Annotated in this window: 17 protein-coding genes; 14 read left to right on the top strand and 3 right to left on the bottom strand. The window is 73.1% G+C overall.

Annotated elements, in window-relative coordinates; all coding sequences use genetic code 11:
* The first annotated feature begins 270 nt into the window (after nucleotides 1–270).
* Entirely contained in the window at nucleotides 271–726 is a 456-nt protein-coding gene (locus tag AB7J25_RS14435; RefSeq protein WP_428509132.1) for a GreA/GreB family elongation factor, read from the top strand.
* A gap of 28 nt (nucleotides 727–754) precedes the next feature.
* Nucleotides 755–3,055 carry an FdhF/YdeP family oxidoreductase gene (locus tag AB7J25_RS14430; RefSeq protein ID WP_428509130.1) on the top strand — a complete coding sequence of 767 codons (2,301 nt, stop codon included), beginning with the start codon at nucleotides 755–757 and terminating at the stop codon, nucleotides 3,053–3,055.
* Here AB7J25_RS14430 and AB7J25_RS14425 read toward each other — a convergent pair whose 3' ends face one another.
* From AB7J25_RS14425 to AB7J25_RS14415, 3 genes are all read right to left on the bottom strand, one after another.
* A complete protein-coding gene (locus AB7J25_RS14425; protein WP_428509128.1) occupies nucleotides 3,056–4,663 on the bottom strand; it encodes a Na+/H+ antiporter in 1,608 nt (535 codons plus the stop codon).
* Between the two features lie 147 nt (nucleotides 4,664–4,810).
* Nucleotides 4,811–4,930 carry an MFS transporter small subunit gene (locus tag AB7J25_RS14420; RefSeq protein ID WP_428509126.1) on the bottom strand — a complete coding sequence of 40 codons (120 nt, stop codon included), beginning with the start codon at nucleotides 4,928–4,930 and terminating at the stop codon, nucleotides 4,811–4,813.
* Nucleotides 4,927–6,312: an OFA family MFS transporter gene (locus tag AB7J25_RS14415; protein ID WP_428509124.1), complete on the bottom strand. Its 1,386-nt coding sequence runs from the start codon at nucleotides 6,310–6,312 to the stop codon at nucleotides 4,927–4,929. The genes AB7J25_RS14420 and AB7J25_RS14415 overlap by 4 nt, the downstream gene beginning before the upstream one ends.
* Nucleotides 6,313–6,549: 237 nt before the next feature.
* On the opposite strand from AB7J25_RS14415, the gene AB7J25_RS14410 reads away from it, so the two are divergent.
* The 12 genes from AB7J25_RS14410 to AB7J25_RS14355 all read left to right on the top strand — a co-directional run.
* On the top strand, nucleotides 6,550–7,464 hold the full coding sequence (locus AB7J25_RS14410; RefSeq protein WP_428509122.1) for a LysR family transcriptional regulator: 915 nt from the start codon (nucleotides 6,550–6,552) through the stop codon (nucleotides 7,462–7,464).
* A 123-nt stretch (nucleotides 7,465–7,587) separates the two neighbouring features.
* Nucleotides 7,588–8,073: a DUF1269 domain-containing protein gene (locus AB7J25_RS14405; RefSeq protein ID WP_428509120.1), complete on the top strand. Its 486-nt coding sequence runs from the start codon at nucleotides 7,588–7,590 to the stop codon at nucleotides 8,071–8,073.
* A gap of 59 nt (nucleotides 8,074–8,132) precedes the next feature.
* Nucleotides 8,133–9,362 (top strand): AI-2E family transporter, encoded by a 1,230-nt coding sequence (locus tag AB7J25_RS14400; RefSeq protein WP_428509118.1) that lies wholly within the window; start codon nucleotides 8,133–8,135, stop codon nucleotides 9,360–9,362.
* 152 nt (nucleotides 9,363–9,514) lie between these two features.
* Entirely contained in the window at nucleotides 9,515–10,903 is a 1,389-nt protein-coding gene (locus AB7J25_RS14395; RefSeq protein WP_428509116.1) for an aminotransferase class V-fold PLP-dependent enzyme, read from the top strand.
* Between the two features lie 810 nt (nucleotides 10,904–11,713).
* Nucleotides 11,714–11,977 carry a hypothetical protein gene (locus AB7J25_RS14390; RefSeq protein WP_428509114.1) on the top strand — a complete coding sequence of 88 codons (264 nt, stop codon included), beginning with the start codon at nucleotides 11,714–11,716 and terminating at the stop codon, nucleotides 11,975–11,977.
* A complete protein-coding gene (locus AB7J25_RS14385; protein WP_428509112.1) occupies nucleotides 11,977–13,821 on the top strand; it encodes a hypothetical protein in 1,845 nt (614 codons plus the stop codon). Before AB7J25_RS14390 ends, AB7J25_RS14385 begins: the two co-directional genes overlap by 1 nt.
* Nucleotides 13,805–15,943, top strand: coding sequence for a hypothetical protein (locus AB7J25_RS14380; protein ID WP_428509111.1), 2,139 nt, complete (start codon nucleotides 13,805–13,807; stop codon nucleotides 15,941–15,943). The genes AB7J25_RS14385 and AB7J25_RS14380 overlap by 17 nt, the downstream gene beginning before the upstream one ends.
* Before the next feature lie 33 nt (nucleotides 15,944–15,976).
* The gene (locus tag AB7J25_RS14375) at nucleotides 15,977–17,254 is read left to right on the top strand and encodes a YeeE/YedE family protein (RefSeq protein WP_428509109.1); all 1,278 of its coding nucleotides are present in this window, start codon (nucleotides 15,977–15,979) and stop codon (nucleotides 17,252–17,254) included.
* A gap of 113 nt (nucleotides 17,255–17,367) precedes the next feature.
* Entirely contained in the window at nucleotides 17,368–18,576 is a 1,209-nt protein-coding gene (locus tag AB7J25_RS14370; protein ID WP_428509107.1) for an MFS transporter, read from the top strand.
* A 30-nt stretch (nucleotides 18,577–18,606) separates the two neighbouring features.
* Entirely contained in the window at nucleotides 18,607–19,194 is a 588-nt protein-coding gene (locus AB7J25_RS14365) for a QsdR family transcriptional regulator (protein WP_428509105.1), read from the top strand.
* A 55-nt stretch (nucleotides 19,195–19,249) separates the two neighbouring features.
* Nucleotides 19,250–19,822, top strand: a complete 573-nt coding sequence (locus tag AB7J25_RS14360; RefSeq protein ID WP_428509103.1) for a QsdR family transcriptional regulator — start codon at nucleotides 19,250–19,252, stop codon at nucleotides 19,820–19,822.
* Nucleotides 19,823–19,886: 64 nt separating this feature from the next.
* Nucleotides 19,887–20,735, top strand: an 849-nt coding sequence (locus AB7J25_RS14355) for a serine hydrolase domain-containing protein (RefSeq protein WP_428509101.1), incomplete at its 3' end; no start/stop codon positions are given.

Below are 20,735 nucleotides of genomic sequence, written 5' to 3'. Positions count from 1 at the left end.
CCCCCGATCGCGGGGTCGGCGGCGGTCGTCGTCGTCGGCGGGGCGGGGGTGGATCGACGTCGACTCGCGGGAGCCGTCGTACGTCGGCTACAACCTCGGGACGACCTGCCAGGTCTCGGACGCGGGCGTGTCGAGTGCGACCATCCTGGCGGTCGCGCCGCGCGGCATTGTCTGCTGTCCTCCGTGTTCGGCACGGCATCCTGGCCACGACGACCACCCTCGTCGCCGGAGATCGTCACCGGGTGACGAGGTCCCGCGGAAGGAGCACGGATGGGGACGGACGCTCGCGAACGCCTCGAGGAGGAGCTGGCCCGCGTGCGCGAGCAGCGCCACCGCAGGGCCGTCGAGCTCGGCGGTGAGGACCCCGAGGACGCCGATCTCGGCGACCGCGGGGACGAGGCCTTCGCGCTGGAGGGGCTGGACGACCTGGCGCGGCTGGATCGGCGCATCGGCGAGCTCGAGCGGCTGCTCGCCGATCCCGACGCGCTCGACACCCCGCCCGGCCTGCCCGACGGCACCGAGGTGACGGTGCGGTTCGCCGACGGTGACGTCGCGACGTTCCGGATCGTCGCGATCCCCGAGGCGGCCGCCCCGGGCGACGACGTGGTGACGGCGGGCAGCCCGCTGGGCCGGGCGCTCGTCGGGCGGCGGGTCGGGGACACGATCACCTACGAGGGCCCGGACGGAGAGCTGCACGCGGAGGTCGTCGCGGTACAGGTGCCGTGAGACCGACACGGGGAGGAAGGGGCGCACGATGACCGAGGAGCTGGAGCGGACCCGGCCGGGACACCCGTCCGGAGACGGCGAGGAGAAGCCGGGCTTCCGTCCCTACCATCACCCCGCCGCGGGCTGGGGTGCCGCGCGGTCGGTCGCCGAGTTCGTCCTGCGCGAGCGCGAGCCGGTGGCCGGGACGCGCGCCATCCTCCGGATGAACGAGGACGGCGGCTTCGACTGCCCCGGCTGCGCCTGGCCCGACGACCTGCACGGCATCCACCTCGACATCTGCGAGAACGGGGTCAAGCACGTCACCTGGGAGATGACCCCCCGCCGCGTCGACAGGGCGTTCTTCGCCACGCACACCGTCACCGAGCTCGAAGGGTGGAGCGACACGGCGCTGGAGCGGGAGGGCAGGCTCACCGAGCCGATGCGCTACGACGCCGCGAGCGACCGCTACGTCCCGGTGACGTGGGCGGAGGCCTTCGCGATCGTGGGCACGCACCTGCGCGGGCTCGACGACCCGAACCGGGCGTCGTTCTACACCTCCGGTCGGCTCGGCAACGAGGCGACCTTCCTCTACCAGCTGTTCGTCCGCGAGTTCGGCACGAACAACCTGCCGGACTGCTCGAACATGTGCCACGAGGCGAGCGGCCGGGCGCTGAAGGCCTCGATCGGCACCGGCAAGGGCACCACGGACCTCGAGGACTGGCAGCGCGCGGACGCGCTGTTCATCTTCGGGGTGAACGCGGCGTCCAACGCCCCGCGGATGCTCACCACCCTCGTCGACGCGCACCGGCGCGGGGTGCAGATCGTGCACGTCAACCCGATCGTGGAGGTGGCGGCGACCCGCGCGATCATCCCGCACGACTTCGCGCGGATGGCGACGTTCCGCGCCACGCCGACGTCCACGCTGAACCTGCAGCCGCGCATCGGCGGCGACATGGCGCTGCTGCGGGGCATGGCGAAGGTGCTGCTGGAGTGGGCCGAGACCGATCCGCTCGCTGTGGACCAGGAGTTCCTCGACCACTTCACCACCGGCTTCGACGCCTACCGCGCGCTGTGCGAGGGGACGTCCTGGGCCGAGATCGAGCGCCAGTCGGGCCTCACCCGCGCCGACGTCGAGGGGGCCGCGCGGGTCTACCGCGAGTCCGACCGCTGCATCATCAGCTGGTGCCTGGGCCTCACCCAGCACGAGCACGGGGTCGACGCGATCCGCGAGATCGTGAACGTGTTGCTGCTGCGCGGCAACCTCGGCCGGGTCGGCGCCGGGCCGGCGCCGGTGCGCGGGCACAGCAACGTGCAGGGCAACCGGACGTGCGGGATCGACCACCGTCCCGACCCCGCGTTCCTGGACCGGCTCGGGCAGGTCTGCGGCATCGACCCGCCGCGGGAGCACGGTCTGGACACCGTGCGGACGCTGGAGGCGATGCAGAGCGGCGACGTCACCGTCTTCGTCGGCATGGGCGGCAACTTCGCGCTGGCCACGCCCGACACGGCGTACACGTACGAGGCGCTGCGCCGCTGCGCGCTGACGGTGCAGGTCAGCACGAAGCTCAACCGCAGCCACCTCGTGCACGGCCGGGAGGCGCTGATCCTGCCCTGCATCGGGCGCACGGAGAAGGACGTCCAGCGGACCGGTCTGCAAACGCTCACGGTCGAGGACTCGATGAGCATGGTGCACGCGTCGGTGGGCATGCGGCGGCCGGCGTCGCCGCACCTGCTGAGCGAGCCCGCGATCATCGCGGGCATGGCGCGCGCGACGCTGCCCGCCAGCGCGACGCCGTGGCTGGACTACGTGGCCGACTACGACCGCATCCGCGACACCATGGCAGAGGTGCTGGAGGGGTTCGAGGACTTCAACCGCAGGGCCCGGGAGCCGCGCGGGTTCCGCATCCGGCAGGCCGCGCGCGAACGGATCTTCCGCACCCCGTCCGAGCGCGCCGAGTTCTCGCTCGCCCCGCTGCCCGACGTCGTCCCGCCACCGGGGACGCTCGCCCTCGCGACGGTGCGCTCGCACGACCAGTGGAACACGACGATCTACTCCGACAACGACCGCTACCGCGGCGTCACGGGCCTGCGCACGCTCGTCTTCATGAACCGCGACGACATGCGCGAGCGCGGCCTCGCCGAGTTCGACCGGGTGCACATCACGAGCCACGCCCGCGACGGCAGCACGCGGTCGCTGCGCGGCTATACGGCGCTGCCCTACGACATCCCGCGCGGCAGCGCGGTGGGCTACATGCCGGAGATGAACGAGCTGTGCCCGATCGGCGACTACAGCACGCAGAGCGACCAGCCGGTGATGAAGAACGTGACGGTCACGATCGTGAAGGAGTAGCTACCGGTCGGGCAGGGTCCGCTCCTCGTGGTCCAGCTCGCGACGCAGGATGCGCAGGCTGGCGTCGGGGAGCCGGCCGGAGTCGCGCCAGCGCAGCAGCTCCTGGCGCTGGGCGTCGATCACGGCGCGGCGGGCGAACAGGGCCTGCTCGTAGCCCGGCGACCAGCTGATCCCGCCGTCCTCCGCCTCGGCCATCATCGCGATCCGGGCCTGGTGGCGGCGGGCGCGGGCGCTGAGGTTCGCGCGCAGCGCCTCGGCCAGCTGCGGGCCGATCTGGCCCTGGGCGAGCAGGTCGTCGACCGTCACCATCGCTGCGTCGACGGCGGCCAGCCGCGCTTCGTTGCGCACCTGCTCGGCCTCGGCCGCGTCGGTGGGCAGGCGCAGCCTGCGCAGGAGCGGGGCGAACGTCAGGCCCTGCCCCACCAGGGTCACGAGCACGACGGCGTAGGTGCAGAACAGCAGCAGGTCCCGGTGCGGGAACGGGCTGCCGTCGGCCGTCGTGAGCGGCACGGCGACCACCGCGGCCAGGCTGATGACGCCGCGGGTCCCGGCCCAGCTCAGCGCGACGATCTCCCGGCCGCCCAGCCGCTCGCCGGGCTCCTTGCCCAGGCGCGCGTTCAGCCAGGCCGGCACCGACTGCGTGACCACCAGCCACAGCGGGCGCACCAGCAGCACCGTCGCGACCGTCACCGCCGCGGCGGCGAGAACGGTGCCCGTGTCGTGCTCGCTGCGCAGGCCGGCGAGCATGCTCGGGAGCTGCTGGCCGATGAGCAGGAAGACGAAGCCCTCCAGCAGGAAGTCGACGAACTGCCACACCGCGCCGGTCTGCAGCCGGGAGGCGCCGGTCTCGTCGCGGCCCGCGTCGTGCCCGACCATCAGGCCTGCGATGACGACCGCGAGGATCCCGGAGGACCCGATCTCCTCCGCGAGGAGGTAGGCGACGAACGGGGCCGCGAGCGACACCGCGTTGCCGATCAGCGGATCGGCGAGCCACGGCCGGGCCGCGCGGATGGTGAGCGCCACGGCGGCGCCCACGGCCAGGCCCCCGACCACCGCCCACACGAACTGGCCCGAGGCCGCAGCCCACGAGAACCCGCTGCCCACCGCGGCCGCCACCGCGACCTGGTAGGTTGTCAGCGCCGTGGCGTCGTTGAGCAGGCCCTCGCCCTCGATGAGCACGCCCAGCCGCGGGGGCATGCCCGCCCGCCGCCCGACCGAGAGCGCGGCCACCGGATCCGGCGGCGCGACCGCGGCGCCCAGCAGGATCGCGACCGCCAGCGGCATACCGGGGACCACGAGCGCGACGAGCGCGCCGACGGCGAACGCCGTGACCAGCACGAGCAGCACCGACAGGCTCACGATCGGGCGCAGGTTCGCCCGCATCCCCAGCAGCGAGGACCGGCGTGCGGTGCTGTAGAGCAGCGGTGGCAGCACCAGCACGAGCACGATCTCCGGTTCGAGCTCGAGCTTCGGTCCCGGCAGCACCGCGTACACGAGACCGGCGAGGGTCAGGAGGATGGTGAACGGCACGCCGAGCCGTTCGCCGAGGCCCCGCGCGAGGACGACGACGGCCAGCATCCCGAGCACGAACCACAGTTGACCGATCACGACGACAGTTTCCCGGGAAGCCGCGGCGTTTCCGTCGCGGGCCCTGCCGCCCGCCCGCCCGACGTCGCCCCATCGGCGTTGTCGGGCGGCTGCGCCCGAATCGTCTGCGGAAACCGGCGGGCGGGCCGTCGAGAATTCCCGATTCGCTCAGCCGAAAAGCGCCGGGATCTTTACGAGCAACTGGTAGCCGCCGTAACTGAACGGGATCAGCACCCACAGCCAGGCCAGCACGATCAGCACCGACTGAACCCTGTTCTGCTCGCTCATGCCCGCACCTCCGCCGGGGCCGTCCGCGCCGTGGGCCCTTCCGGTTCGTGGAACCGGGGATGCACCGGCCGGATCAGCTCGTTGCTGACGAACCCGATCACCAGCAGGACGATCACGATCAGGAAGGCCGGGGTGTAGCGGGCGGGCCCCTCCACGCCCGCGGCGATCCGCGCGTCGGCCACCGCGTTGATGATCAGCGGTCCGAGCACCCCCGCGGTGGACCAGGCGGTGAGCAGCCTGCCGTGGATGGCGCCGACCTGGTAGGTGCCGAACAGGTCGCGCAGGTAGGCGGGCACGGTGGCGAACCCGGCGCCGTAGAAGGACAGGATGAGCATGCAGCAGACGAGGAACAGGACCTTGTTCGAGTTGGTGGTCAGCGTGATCGTCAGGTAGAGCAGCGCGCCCACCCCGAGGTACATGCGGTACATGTTCTTGCGTCCGGCCCAGTCCGACGTGCTGGACCACCCGATCCGGCCCAGCGAGTTGGCGAGCGACAGCATCGCGACGAACCCGGCGGCCGCCGCGGCGAGCGCAGCGGGCGAGGACGCGTCGGGGAAGAAGTCCCGGTAGATCGGTGCGGCCCGCTCCAGGATGCCGATGCCGGCGGTGACGTTGAAGCACAGCACCACCCACAGGCACCAGAACTGCGGCGTGCGGATCGCGTTGTTGTTCGAGACCTGCGCGGTCGTGATCATGCGGTGCGCCTTGGCCTGGTCAGGGTGCCAACCGGCGGGTCGCCAGCCGTCGGGGGGGACCCGGATCAGGAGCCAGCCGAAGGACATGAACGCCGCGTAGAGCACGCCCATCACCAGGAAGGTCTGGGCGATGCCGTGGACGTCCGGGGTCGCGCCGGTGGCTCCGAACGCGGTCAGCAGCTGCTGGGTGAGCGGCGACGCGATCAGCGCACCCCCACCGAAGCCCATGATCGCGATACCGGTGGCGAGCCCCGGCCGGTCCGGGAACCACTTCATGAGCGTGGACACGGGGGAGATGTAGCCGATGCCGAGGCCGATGCCGCCGACGAAGCCGTACCCGAGCACGACCAGCCAGTACTGGCCGAGGTAGAGCCCCGCTGCCGAGATGAGGAACCCGGACACGAAGCATGCGGAGGCTACGACCATCGCCCAGCGCGGGCCGTTCGTGTCCACCTTCGTGCCGAACACGGCCGCGGACAGGCCGAGCATGATGATGCCCAGCGTGAACGGCAGCGCGCTGGCCACTCCGGAGATCCCCAGCCCGGCCTCGAGGGGCGTCTTGAACACGCTCCACGCGTAGGCCTGGCCGATGGCCAGGTGAATCGAGAGCGCCGCCGGTGGCACGAGCCAACGGCTCCACCCCGGGCGGGCGACGATCCGCTCGCGCTGCAGGAAGCCGGCCGTCATCGCGGCTCCCGGCCGCGGCGGGCCGGCACCGGGAGATTCGACGGGGAATGTGCATGATCGGCCACGGGCCGCCTCCTTGCGGTCGAGTGATCTGCGTCGCACGCCGCACAAATGGTGCGGGCGACCCGTCCGACCGGGCAAGATCGGCAGGTGGCCCTCTCTTCGATCTCGTGATTCACGAGGTGAATCAGAGGGTGTGGAAGTGCATTCTCCGGCAGGTGGTCTATGGTTTCGTTCGTGCCCGGCGAAGTGTTGTTGCGTCAGCTCGAGTACGTTGCCGCGCTGGACCGTGAGCGTCATTTCGCCCGGGCCGCGCGGGAATGTCATGTGTCCCAATCGGCGTTGTCGACCGCCATCCGCAAGCTGGAGATCCAGCTCGGCGTGACGATCGTCCTGCGCGGGCGCCGGTTCCAGGGCTTCACCCCCGAGGGCGAGCGCGTCGTCGGCTGGGCGCATCGCATCCTCGCCGAGCGCGACGGGCTGCACGACGACCTGGAGCGGATGCGCGGGGGGCTGGCCGCGACGCTGCGCATCGGCGCCATCCCGACCTCGATCCCGGCGTCCTCGGTGCTGATCGACCGGTTCTGCGCGCGCCACCCGAAGGCGATGGCGCGGGTCGACGTCACCACGTCCCGCGAGATCCGCAGGCGCCTTGCCGACTTCGAGCTCGACGTCGGGCTGACCTATCTCGACCTGGACACGCCGCCGGTGGGGCTGCGCACCCGCGCGCTCTACCGCGAGCGCTACGTCCTGCTGACCCCGGACGACGGGCCGCTGGCCGGGCGCGACGGCGTCGGCTGGGCCGAGGCGGCCACCCTCCCGCAGTGCGCGCTCAACCGGCAGATGCAGAACCGCAGGATCCTCGACCACCTGATGGCGGCGGCAGGCGCGGAGCTGCGGCCCACGATCGAGACCGACACCGTCGCCGCGCTCTACACCTACGCCGCCACCCGCCGGTGGAGCTGCATCGTCGCCCATCCCTGGACCGAGGTCTTCGGCGTCCCCGCCGGCACCTGCGCCGTCCCGCTGCTCCCGCAGTCGCACCGCCCCGCAGTGGGCTTGATCTGGCCCGACCGCAAGCCCGAGTCACTCGCCACCGCGGCGCTGCTCGACGCGATCGCGGATCTCGGGGACGATCTCGGGGATCTCTGAGCACCTGCGCGGACCGCATCTCGCCCGCATCGGATGAGTACGCCGGTGCGGCGAACGCCGAGAGTGTCTCGGGCGGTGATCCGACCACCGTCCGGCGACGCACGACCCGACGAAGGAGACGACATGGCCACCCTGACCGTGTGGAAGTTCGACAGCGCCAACGGCGCCGACGACGCCGTCAACACCCTGCAGGATCTGGCGAAGCAGCAGCTCATCACCGTGCACGACGCGGCGACGGTGTCGTGGCCCTCCGGCGCGAAGAAGCCGAAGACACGCCAGCTGAACAACCTGGTCGGGGTGGGGGCACTGGGCGGCATGTTCTGGGGGCTGCTGTTCGGCCTGATCTTCTTCATCCCGCTGCTCGGCGCGGCGATCGGTGCGGCGGCCGGCGCGATCGGGGGCGCGCTCACCGACGTCGGCATCGACGACGACTTCATCAAGAAGATCCGCGACCAGGTCACGCCGGGGACCTCGGCGCTGTTCGTGCTCACCTCCGACGCCGTCCTCGACAAGGTGCACGGCGCGTTCGAGGGCCAGCACCCCGAGCTGATCTCCACGAACCTGTCGCAGGAGCAGGAGGACGCGCTGCGGGCCGCGTTCGCGGACTGAGTCCGCGGACCCCGAGCGTGCCGCGACCGGCAGATCCCGCCCGCGAGGACGAGGCGGCGATGACCGACACACCGCCCGGCGATCCGGGTGAGGACGTGCCCGCCACGCCCTCCGAACCCGCAGAGCCCCCCGTCATGCCGCGGGGGCTCGTCGTCGTACTGGGACTGACGGGTTTGCTGGTCAGCACACTGGCACTGCAGCAGTTCTCCGCGATCGTCGCGCCGGTGCTGCTGGCGCTGATCCTGATGATCGGGGTCCACCCGCTGACCGGGATCCTGCGCAGGCGAGGCGTACCCCAGTGGCTCGCCGCCTCGATCACCCTGGTCACGGTGCTCGCGATCGTCCTCGGCCTCGCGGCGGCGCTGGCGTTGTCGGTGGTCCGGCTCGGCGCCATCCTGCCGCAGTACGAGGACAGCTTCACCGCGCTGGTGAACGACCTGCGAGCGACCCTCGAGAGGCTCGGGGTGAGCTCGCAGGAGCTGCACGACCTGCTCGGGCAGATCGACTTCGGACAGCTCGCCGGGCTGGTGAGCGGGCTACTGGTGGGGCTGGCGAGTGCCTTCACCAACCTGCTCTTCCTGCTCTTCGTCGTGGTCTTCATGGGCGTCGACGCGGTCGGGTTCTCGCGCAGGCTGGAGAGGGTCGGGGCGAAGCGGACGGCGGTCGTGACGGCCCTGCGCGGGTTCGTCCAGGGAACGCGTACCTACCTCATCGTCTCGACGGTCTTCGGCCTGATCGTGGCCGTCATCGACACGGTGTTCCTGTGGGCCGTCGGGGTGCCGCTCGCGGTGCTGTGGGGCCTGCTCGCGTTCGTCACGAACTACATCCCGAACATCGGCTTCATCATCGGCCTGCTGCCGCCCGCCGTGCTCGCGCTCCTGGAGGGCGGGCCCGAGCTCATGATCATCGTGATCGTCGTGTACTCCGCGATCAACTTCGTGATCCAGTCGTTGATCCAGCCGAAGTTCGTCGGCGACGCGGTGAACCTCGCCCTCACGCTCACGTTCCTGTCGCTGGTGTTCTGGTCGTTCGTGATCGGCCCGCTCGGCGCGATCCTCGCGATCCCGCTCACCCTGCTGGCCAAGGCGTTGCTGCTCGACGTCGATCCGCAGACGAGGTGGATCTCGGAGCTGCTGTCCGGCGGCCAGACCGAACCGGCCACGGATGACGAGGACGAGCCGCCGCCCACGGACCGGCCGAGCGGGACAGCATCGGATCCGCCGGAGGCGACCGACGCCGACACCGACGCCACCGACCGGCCGGCCCGCGGGGCGCAGTCGCGGACGTGAGCGGTGGGGGGATCGTGGCCGCCGGCATCGTGCTCGCGGTGCTGTCCGTCGCCGCGGCCGACCTGCAGGTGGAATCCACCATTCGTGGGATCGACGGTGACGCATCTCGTCCCAATCTTCACTGATCCGATCGGATTAGTAAAGATGCCGCCGTGACCCCACTGCTGAAGCCACCCACCCTCCCGTGCGACCCGACCCTGTGCGACCCGACGCTGCCCCGGGTGCTCGGGACGGGCTCCCGAACCGTCCTCGCCGACGGGCGCGACGTCCGCGTCGTGCAGCTCAACAACGCCGCCACCACCCCGCCCTTCGAACGGACCGTCGCCGAGGTGGCGGACTTCCTCGGGAGCTACGGAGCGCTGCACCGCGGCGCCGGACCCCGGGCGCGGTCCACGGTGGAGGCGGTGGAACGGGCGATCGGGCGGATCGAGCGGTTCCTCGGCCAGCCCGGGGGCAACGGCCTGCTGTTCACCGCCAACACCAGCGCGGCGATCAACGTGCTGGCCCGGCTGCTGCCGCTGACCGCCGACGACGTCGTGCTGACCTCGGAGATCGAGCACACCTCGAACAACCTGCCGTGGCGCTACAACACCCCGGCGCGCGTGCTCGACGTGCGTGCCGACGACGCCGGGGCGCTGGACGAGGCCCACCTCGAGGCGCTCCTCGCCGAGCATGCCGGCCGGGTCCGGCTGCTCGCGGTGACCGGGGCGTCCAACCTCACCGGCCACTGCCCGGATCTCGCCGGGCTGGCCGCCCGTTGCCACGCCGCAGGCGCGCTGCTGTTCGTCGACGCCGCCCAGCTGGCGCCGCACCGGCGCATCGACATGGCCGCCGCCGGCGTGGACGCCCTGGCCTGCTCGGCACACAAGATCTACGCCCCGTTCGGGCTGGGCGTGCTGTCGCTGCCCCGGGCCGTCCTGGACCGTGCCCCGGCAGACCCGGGCGGCGGTTCGATCGACATGGTCTCCGACACCGGCGCCGTGGTGTGGTCGCCGCCGGCCGAGCGGCACCAGACCGGGACCTGGAACGCCACCGGCATCGTCGCGCTCGGCGCCTCCTGCGCCACCATCCTGGACACCGGCTGGGAGGCGATCGAGGCTCACGAGCGCGCCCTGGTGCGTCACGCCGCCGCTGCGCTCGACGCCGTCGACGGCGTCCGGCTGACGGTGCCCGCGACGGCGTACCTCGTCGACGACCGGATCGGCACCTTCCCGTTCACCGTGGACGGCCTGCACCACGCCCTCGTGGCCGCCGCCCTGGAGCACGAGCACGGCATCGAGGTTCGCGCAGGCACCATCTGCAACCACCGCCTGGTGCGCCGGTGGGCCGGGATCGACGATGCCGGGCAGGCCCGGGTGGAGGCCGCCATCGCCGTGGGTGACCGGCTGGCCGGCTACGGCATCGTCCGGGCCAGCCTGGCCTGCCACTGCGGTGCGGAGGACGTGGAGCGACTCGTCGAGGCGCTCACCGACCTGGCCGTGCACGGCCCGCGCCTGCGGTACCGGCCCGTGCCTGCACACGAGACCTACGAACCGGCCTGATCCGGGCTCCTCGTGACCCGGCATCGGCCTGCTCGCCGATAGCGGAGAGTAGCCGGCAACTGCGCAGCGTGGTGGATCCGGGGGCTGTGCCCCGGTCGCACCGGCGTGGCTTCCCCGGCAGGCGACCTGTCCGCGTCCCCATCTGACCATCCGTCACGGACCGGGCCGGGGAGCGGAACGGCCCACACGATGCGGTGGTCCGGGACCGGACCGGGAACCTCCGGGAACGGGGACAAAATCTAGTGATTCGGTCTGGTTTCGACGGGCGGACGGGCCTCCCGGCCGGTTCGGATCACTCGCCCGGGTATGGCCCCCGTCACGGCCGACGATGGCGACCGGGCGAGCGCCGAGGCGGCGATTTGACCAGTCGAATAGCCCGATGCGAGGATCGGTTCGTGCGCAGGTGGACGTTGTTGGCCTACCGGATCCACGTGGATCTCCGGCGGCAGGCCAGTGCGCTGTGTATGTCGCCGGTGCGCTGATCCGCTGATCCGGAAAACCGGTCGTAGCCCGTTCTCGATACCTGCTCGGCAGGGTGCGTCGAGGGCTTTCCGGGCTGGACCCCGACATCGCGGACGAGTCCCCGGCTCGCACACTCCTCACTCCCGACCTGGTGAGCCATGCTCTCAGGACACTGCCGACTCCCTGGCCGTGTCCTGAAGCCCGGTCGAGGTGTTCATTCCCGGTTCGAATTCGACCGGTGCGACGCATGCGTGTGCAGCGTGCTTCCGGAATGTCGCTGCAGGCTGCCGCGCGCCGTTCGACTTCGTTCCTTCCGCTCCCCGAGAAATCACGTGAGGTGCATTTCCTGTGTCCAGAAGAACCCTGACGCGCGCGGCGCTCGGGCTCGCGGTCTCCGGCGGCGTACTGCTGCTGGCGGCCGGCCCGGCGATGGCGAACGACAGCTCCCGCGGCCCGGACGGGGCCGGCGGTGGCTCGTCGGACTTCACCGGCCACGAGCCGTCGCCGGCCAACGACCTGACCCCGGGCGGCGTGCCGCTGTTCGGCCTGGTCGACTCGGTGCAGTCGGCGCCGAAGAAGGTGCTGCCCGACGCCGCCGGGCCGGGCTACTGATGGGCGGCCCGTTCGCCCGGTCGATCCGGGTGCGGACCGCGCTCGGGCTGGCCGTGCTGGCCGCCGCGGCCGGGGTGGCCGTGCTCCCGCACCCCGGCGACACCGCCTACGCCGACGTCACGCCGACCCGCTCGACGATCACCGCCGCTGATGGCAAGGACTACTGGGTGCAGAACCACCTGGTCACCGACGCCATCGACACCCAGCAGAAGGCGCTGGCGAAGGACGGCAAGCGGCCGGAGTACCTGATCGTCTGGGCCGGCGACGAGAACGCGGCCGACACCGTGGTCCCCGACGTGAAGAACGTGCCCGGCTCGCTGTCCGACCCGGCAGGGACGGCCCGCGACGGCGCGCCAGGATCCGACTTCCTGGCCGTCGTCGACGTCACCTCGGGCTCCCCGACCTACGGCACGGTGCTCAACACCGGCACCGTCGGCCCGCTGGTCGAGAACGAGCCGCACCACATGCAGTACGTCTGGCACAAGGGCGAGAAGATCTACGCCGGTGGCCTCTACAGCGCGGCGACCTACGTGTTCGACGTGTCCCGGCTGCCGTCGCTGCAGCTGTCCGGGGTCACCCTGCCCGTCCAGACACCGTGCGGTTCGGTGCCCGACGCCTACTGGGTGCTGAAGGACGGCACCGCCTACGGCACCTACATGGGCGGCCCGGTCGCCCCCGGTCCGTGCCGCTACACCCACGGCGAGGTGCGCACCGGCAACGGCTTCGCCGGAACCCCCGGTGAGGTGGTGCGCCTGGGCCAGAACGGCCAGGTGCTCTCGGAGTCGCCCGCCGCGGTGAGCACGCCCGAGGACAGCAAGCTCTGCGTGAACACGCCGAGCCTGCAGGTGCCCAGCTGCGCCAACCCGCACGGCATCCAGGTCCGCGAGGACCTCGACGCGATGGTCACCAGTGACTACGCCGAGCCGCGCAACATCATCCTGGACCCGGTCAAGGCGCCCTCGCCCTACCTGCGCCGGCCCACCGTCCGCACCTGGGACATCAGCGACCGCAACCACCCGAAGGTCAAGTCGGTGAGCTACCTGCCGATCGGTCCGAGGGCGGAGCCGGACACCCCGCTGTACTGGGAGAACCGGGCGGTCATGGAGACCACCGTGACCAACCTGCCCGGCCACAAGGGCGCGTTCGCGCAGACCATGCAGGGCGGCGCGATCTTCTACACCTCGGACATCACCGCCGAGAACCCGGTGTGGAAGGAGGTCTTCGACGACTGGGCGGCCGTCAAGCTGTTCGAGGGCGGGGGCTCCAGTCCCGGTGACAACGGGGGCTGGATCCAGACCAGCCCGGACGACAAGACCCTCTACCACGCCGTCATCGGCCGGAAGAAGGGCACGCTCGGCCCGGACGACCCCGGCACCACCGGCGGGATCTACTCCCTCGACATCGCGAAGCTGGTGGACGCCGGTGACGACTACGACTGCGACATCACCACCCGCGACCAGGCGGTGAACGGTGGGTCGGGCGCCGACTGCCCGAAGGTCCGGGGCACCGTCACCATCGGTGACGCGCCGGCCGGTGGCCCGCACTGGGGCGCGCTGGACAACCTCGTGGCCGGCGAGGACGGCTTCTACCGGGAGACCGACCATCCGCGGCGGCTCGCCACGTCGAACTACTTCGTGGCCCGCACCAGCCTGGACGGCGACCACCGCGTGTGCCTGGTGGACATCGCCCGGGACGGCTCGCTGAGCGTGGACCGGAGCTTCACCGACGAGGTGACGGGGCAGCCGTGCGTGAGCTTCGATCGCGCCGACTGGCCACACGGCCCGGCAGGCCACGCGAAACCGCACTCGATGCTCTTCGTCGTGAACGATGACGACATCAAGTAGGAGCACTGCACTCCCCGGGGCCGCGGCGATCGCCGTCGCGGCCCCGGTGGGGGTGGTGCTGCTGGCAGCGGCGGCCGTCGTGCTCGCCGTCCACGGCGGGCCCGACCGAACGGTCGACCCGGTGTCCGCGCTGGTCGCCGCCGAGGTGTCCGGCCCGGCCGCGGTGCTGCGGGCGGTGCTGCTCGCCGCCACCGCGGTCTCGGCCGGGATGGGGCTGGTGGCCGGCTTCGGCGGCCGGGGCCCGGCACGCCCCGGCGCGGTGCGGGCGGCCTGGCTGGCCGGATCCGTCACGGCCGCGGCGTGCGTGCTCGGGGTGGTCACCGGCGCCGCGTCCCGTCCGATGGCGGCGGTCCATGCACTGCTCGCGTTGCTGGTCCCCGTCCTGCTGGACTCGCGGCGGGCGGGGACGGCCCGGGCGGCAGGCGTGGCCGGCCTGGCGCTGGCCGGGCTGCTCGGTGTGGCGCTCGGTCCGGGGCGCAGCGGCCTGCCGCTGGCCCTCGACCTGCTCTACGCCGTGGCGGTGAGCGTGCTGGCGGGGGCCGTCCTGGTCGGCGGCCGAGTGGTCAGCGGTGCGGTCGGTGGCGTGCTCGGTGGCGTGGTCGGCGGCCCGGACCGCGCCGGTGAGCCGGGCGAGCGGGCGCTCAGCCGCCTCACGGTGCCGGCCGGCCTGCTGGCCACCGGTGCTGGCCTGGCTCAGCTGGCCCTCACCGGGCCCCCGGCAGGCTTCGACGTGACGCACACCGGCTACGGCCTGGCCGGGCTGGCGCAGTCGGTGCTGCCGCTGCTGGTCGCCGCGACGTGGCTGGCCGCCGAACGGCTCCCCGCCGCTCGGGCGGTGGCCGCGCCGCTCGCCCCGGCGTGCGCCGCCGCGGCCGTCGTCTTGGCCGTGGTCGTGGCCTCGGTGCCGGCCACGCTGCCCCCTCCGGCCGCCGTTCCCGAGCCGGGCCGTGCCTCGGCCCGGCCGGTGGAGCTGCCCGGCAGGCACCTCGCCGTGCTGGTCGCGCCGATGCGGCCGGGGCCCAACCTCGTGCACGTCGCGGCCGCCGAGCGCGTGATCGGCGAGCCCGCCCACGGTCAGCACCACGGCGTGATCGGCGAGCCCGCCCACGGTCACGACCACGGGGGCCCGGCGCCGGGCCCGGCGGCACCTGCGGGCTCGCTCGCGGTGAGCGCGGGTGGGGCCGAGGTCCCGCTGGTCGTCCGCACCGGCGCGACGGGGCTGTGGGCGGTGCTGGACATCCCCGCCGGCACCGACCGGATCACGGTCACCGAGAGCGGCGCCGACGGTGCCCCGGGCCGGTACGCCGCGGACGTCCCGGTCTCCGTCGGCACGGCGCCCGGCGACCCGGCGCTGACCGCCGCGTTGACCGGGCCGGACGGCCCGGAGTGCGCCTCCGCGCTGCTCGGCGGCCTGCTCGCCGGGACGGACACCGGGCAGGACACCAGGCAGGACACTGGGCAGGACACGACGGCGCCGTCGCAGTGCCCGTCCCAGACCCTCACCTCCGGCGACGCCGACGCCCTGCGCGACACCGTCGCCTTCCTGGCCGGCCGGGGGATCGCGGGCCTGGCCGTCGTGGCCGACGCGTCCGCTCGTGGCGCCGCCGCAGCGGAGCTGGTCCGCACCGAGGCGGCCGCCCACGACCTGGCCGTCCGCGACGGCGTTCCCGGCGACACGCTGCTGGTGGTCTCGGGCTGGTCGGAGGCGCCGCCCGCGCTGGGTCGCGTCGAGGCCCTCGCCCGCGAGACCGCCACCGGCGGCATCGTGCTGGCCCCGTGGCTGCTCAGCGGGCCGGTGCTGGCCGCAGCCTCCGCAGAGGTGCTGGCGCTGCCGTTCAACCCGGGCGAGACCGCCGCCCGCCGCTACGGCGCCCTCGTGGCCGCCGCCTTCCCCGGCGACGGCCCGTCCACCGCCGGTTACCTGGCCTGGCTGCGGGCGGGCGGCTCCGGCGAACCGCTCGCGCCCCGGGCCGCGTTCTACGGCGCCGCGCCCGTCGACGTGCCCATGGGCATGGCGGGCATGGACCACGGGCCCGGCTCCGGCAACCCCGGCGCCTGGTACCCGGGCGGCACCGTCGTCCCGATCAGCCCGCCCCTCGGCTCACCCGGGGCGACCCCGTGACCCACCCGTCGAGAAGCCACGCAGGAGGACGCGATGTCCGTCATCGGTGAACTGGTCGGGCGCGGGATCACCCGCGTACCCCGGGAGCTGGAGTGCGCGGCCCGGCGCCCGGCGGCCGAGCCCGCCGCCCCCGCCAAGCGGGTGGTCGTCGTGGTCGGCCTGGTGCTGGCCGTGGTGCTCATCGCCGCGGTGTACCGCACGGCAGGAGGCCTGATGGCCACCACCGGCGTGCTCGGCCTGCTGCTCGGCTTCACCCTGTTCCACTCCCGCTTCGGCTTCACCTCCGCCTGGCGGCAGCTGGTCGCGGTCGGGCAGGGCGTGGCGCTGCGGGCGCACATGCTCATGCTCGCGGTGGCCTGCGTGCTGTTCGCGGTCGTGCTCGCCGGTGGGTTCGGCCTGGGTGCGACGCCCAGCGGGTTCGTCAACCCGGTCGGCATCCCACTCGTCGTCGGTGCCTTCGTGTTCGGCATGGGCATGCAGGTCGGCGGTTCCTGCGCCTCCGGCACGCTCTTCGCGGTGGGCAGCGGGCAGTCCGCGATCGTGCTCACCCTGTTCGGCTTCATCGTCGGGTCGGTCCTGGCAGCGGCGCACCACGTCTTCTGGTTCGTCACCCTGCCCGCGGGGCCCGTGATCTCGCTGGCGGAGCTGTTCGGCTATCCCGGCGCGCTGATGGTGTCGCTGACGGTGATGGGTCTGGTGGTGGCCGCGACGTACCTGGTGGCGCGCCGGCGCAACCCGCCGCCGGTGGCGGACCCGCCCACCGCCAGGGGCCTCGCCCGAGTGTGGCGCGGCTCGTGGCCGATCTGGGTGGGCGCCGTGGTGCTGGGCGTGCTCAACGCCGCGGTGCTCGTCGTCTCCGGCAAGCCCTGGGGCGTGACGAGCGCGTTCGGCCTGTGGGGCGCGAAGATCCTGGGCGGCCTCGGCGTGGACGTCGCCGGCTGGGCCTTCTGGCAGGTGCCCGCCAACGCCGCGCAGCTGGCCGGGCCGGTGCTGGCCGACCGGGTCTCGGTGCTCGACTTCGGGATCATCGTCGGCGCGCTGGTGGCCTCGGCGGCAGGCGGGGCGTTCGTGCTGCACCGGCGCATCCCGTGGCGGCTGGCCCTCGGCGCGGTGCTCGGCGGGGTGGCCATGGGCTACGGGGCCCGGCTGGCCAGTGGCTGCAACATCGGCGCCTACTTCTCCGGCGTCGCCTCCTTCAGCCTCCACGGCTGGATCTGGGGCGTGACGGCGCTCGCCGGGGCGGGTGCGGGTCTGTGGCTGCGGCCGCTGTTCGGGCTCAGCAACCCCAAGCCCACCGACTCGATCTGCTGACCGGCGCGTTCCCCGCGACCTCCGGTCGCAGGCGGGTCGCCCGGGCCCGGCGCCGCGGCCGTGGACGTCACCGGGCTCCGCTCCGGCGGCGGATCGTCGCGGACCCGGCGCCGGTGCTGGTGCTGGTCGGGCTGGTCGCGGTGGCGCTGAACCTGCGTACGGCGGTCACCAGCCTGGGCGTCCTCCTGCCGGAGGTCGCCCGGCACTGGGGGATGTCCGGCCTGCTCGCGGGCGTGCTCACGGCGCTGCCGGTGCTGGTCTTCGGAGCGGTCGGGGCGCTCGCACCCGCGCTGGTCGGGCTGCTCGGCCCGGAACGGGCGGTCTCGCTGGCGATGCTGGCGGCCGCGGCCGGGCTGGCGGCGCGAGCGGTCGCCGAGACGGTGGGCCTGTTCGTGGCCGCCACCGGCTGCGCGTTGGCCGGTGCCGCCGTGGGCAACGTGCTGATGCCCGCACTGGTGACACGCTGGTTCCCCGCCCGGATCGGTGCGGCCACCGCCCTGTGCACGACGGCGCTGGCCGTCGGGATGGCCGGCGGCGCCGCCCTCACCGGGCCGGCCGGGGCGCTGCTGGACGGGGGCTGGCGTGCCGGTCTCGGCGTGTGGGCCGCCCTCGCCCTCGCCGCCGTGCCGCCCTGGCTCCTGATCGCATCCCGGCCCCCCCGACGGCACCCGGCGACGACCGGGCCGACCGGGGCCGCGGAAGCGGGTGTTCCGCCCGGCGGGATCGCCGAACCCGTTCCGGTGTGGCGGGTGCCGTCGGCCCGCGCTCTCCTGGTGTTCTTCGGTTGCCAGTCGCTCAACGCCTACGTGGTGCTCGGCTGGCTGCCGTCGATGCTCGCCGACGCGGGCTGGGACCCCGCCGCAGCGGGCCTGCCGCTGGCACTGGTCGGCGCGATGTCGGTCCCGATGTCGATCCTGCTGCCGGCCCTGGCCGCCCGTCGGGCCGACCAGCGGGGCCTGGTCACGCTCACCACCGGCAGCTACGCCCTCGGCTACCTCGCGCTGTGGGCGGCCGTCGCCGTCCCGCCGGCAGCGGCCGGCCTGGGCTGGGCCGGCGCCGCGCTGCTCGGCGCGGGCAACGGCGCGTTCCCGCTGGCGATCACCCTGATCGGGCTGCGCAGCCGGGGCGCCGACGTGATCGCCGCGCTCTCCGGGTTCGTCCAGGGCGGGGGTTACCTGCTCGCCGCGTCGGGGCCCGTGGTGATCGGGCTGCTGCACCAGCTCACGGACGGCTGGCCCGTGCCGTTGGCCGCGGTCCTCGGCACGCTCGTGGTGCAGCAGCTGTCCGGGCGGCGCGCGGCCCGGCCCGGCACGGTCGGCTGACCGGCGGGCCGGGCTGCCTAGGATCGCGGAATGTCGCGCCCCCCGCCCGTCGCGGTGCCGGGCCGACACGCGGAAGCCCAACGGGCGTTTCGCCTGGCACGCAGGCACTTCGTCGCGGGCGAGCGCCTCGACATGGGGCTGCTGGCGGCGGAGCTCGGCGTCGACCGGTCCACCGTCTTCCGGTGGCTGGGCAACCGCGACCAGCTCCTCGCCGCGATCCTGATCTCCCTCACCGACCCTGCGGTCCAGGACGCCGAGGCGAAGGCCGGGGGTGACGGTGGGCGGCGGATCGCCCTGACCGCCTACCACTACGCCCAGGCGCTCATCGACTCCACCTTCTTCCGGGCCTACCTGAAGCGGGAGTCCGAGCGCGCGCTACGGCTGCTTACCTCGACGGCGAGCCCGGTCCAGTCCCACGTCGTCGGCATCTTCGAGCGGATGGCCGAGCGGGAGCGCGACCGGGGCGCCCTCACCCACGCCCTCGGGTCCCACGACCTGGCGTACCTGGTCGTGCGGATCATCGAGTCGTTCGTCTACGCGGACATCATCACCGGCGACCCCCCGGACGCGACGAAGGTCCGCGCCGCGGTGGCGGCGCTGCTGCACGCGGACGCGTGACCGCCAGGGCGTCGCACCGTTCCCACGAGTGTTGCGCGCACCTACGCTGACCCGCATGACCGGGGTCAGGGGTGGACCGGACGCTGCCGTCGCCTTCCGCATGGCCCGGCGCCGGTTCCTGGCGGGCGAGCGCCTGGACATGCAGGAGCTGGCGGCGAGCCTCGGCGTCGACCGCAGCACGCTCTTCCGCTGGGTCGGCAACCGCGACCAGCTGCTCGTCGCCGTCCTCACCTCGCTGGCCGACCCGACGCTGAGCGACATCGTGGCCACAGTGCGCGGGTCCGGCGGTCGCCGCGTCGCCCGCATCGCGGGCCGCTACGCCGAGGCGCTGATCGGCGCCCCCTACTACCGCAGCTTCCTGCAGAGGGAGACCGAACGCGCCCTGCGGCTGATCACCACCCGGGCCAGCCCGCTGCAACAGCACGTCGTCGACGTCTTCGCGGGCCTGGTGGAGCAGGAGCGGCTGCGCGGGGGGTTCGTCCACGATCTCGACACCCGCGACCTCGCCTACGTCATCGTGCGGGTCATCGAGTCGTTCGTCTACGCCGACCTCATCGCGGGAGAGCGGCCCGACGCGGCGAAGGTCGAGGCGGCGATCGCCGCCATCCTGCACGACGACGGGCCTTGACCCCCCCTCCGCGGCGTGCCAGCCTGCAACATATTGCAGAATGTTGCAGCGCGAGGAGGCGATCATGGCAGTGGTCCACGGGCACGTGACACCGCGGTTCGAGGAGGTCCGTGCGGCCCTCGCCGCGAACCTCGACGCGGGGGTGGAGGTCGGGGCGGGCATCGTGGTCAACGTCGACGGCACGGACGTCGTCGACATCTGGGGCGGCCACCGCGATGCCGAGCGGACGCTGCCGTGGACCGAGGACACGATCGTCACGGTCTGGTCGATCACGAAGACGGTCACCAGCCTCGCCGCGCTCATGCTGGTCGACCGCGGGCTGCTCGACCCGTTCGCGCCCGTCGCCTCCTACTGGCCCGAGTTCGCCGCCGCGGGCAAGGACCGCGTGGAGGTCCGCCACCTGCTGGGCCACACCTCGGGTGTCTCGGCGTGGGAACGGCCGTTCGCACCCGAGGACCCCTTCGACGTCGCCGCGGCGACGGCCAAGCTCGCCGCGCAGGCGCCGTGGTGGGAGCCGGGCACGGCCAGCGGCTACCACGCGAGCAACTACGGGCACCTCGTCGGCGAGCTCGTCCGCCGCGTGTCCGGCCGGAGCCTGCGCGAGTTCGTCGCCGCGGAGATCGCCGCTCCGACGGGCGCGGACTTCCAGATCGGAGCCCGGGAGCAGGACCGGGACCGGATCGCCACGATCCTGCCGCCGGTCGCCCCGCCGCCCGCGATGCCCGAACCCGACCCGGACAGCGTCTTCGTCAAGACGCTCTCCGGCTCCTACACCGACCCGCGCGTCGCCAACACGCCCGGGTGGCTGCGGGCCGACATCGGCGCGGCCAACGGCCACGGCAACGCGCGGTCGGTCGCCCGCATCCTGTCCGCGCTGGCGCTCGGCGGCGAGACGAACGGCGTCCGGCTCCTG

Origin of the sequence: Pseudonocardia sp., from assembly GCF_050246655.1 — a bacterium.
Lineage (GTDB): Bacteria > Actinomycetota > Actinomycetes > Mycobacteriales > Pseudonocardiaceae > Pseudonocardia.
This window is presented reverse-complemented; position numbering and strand designations above follow the sequence as displayed.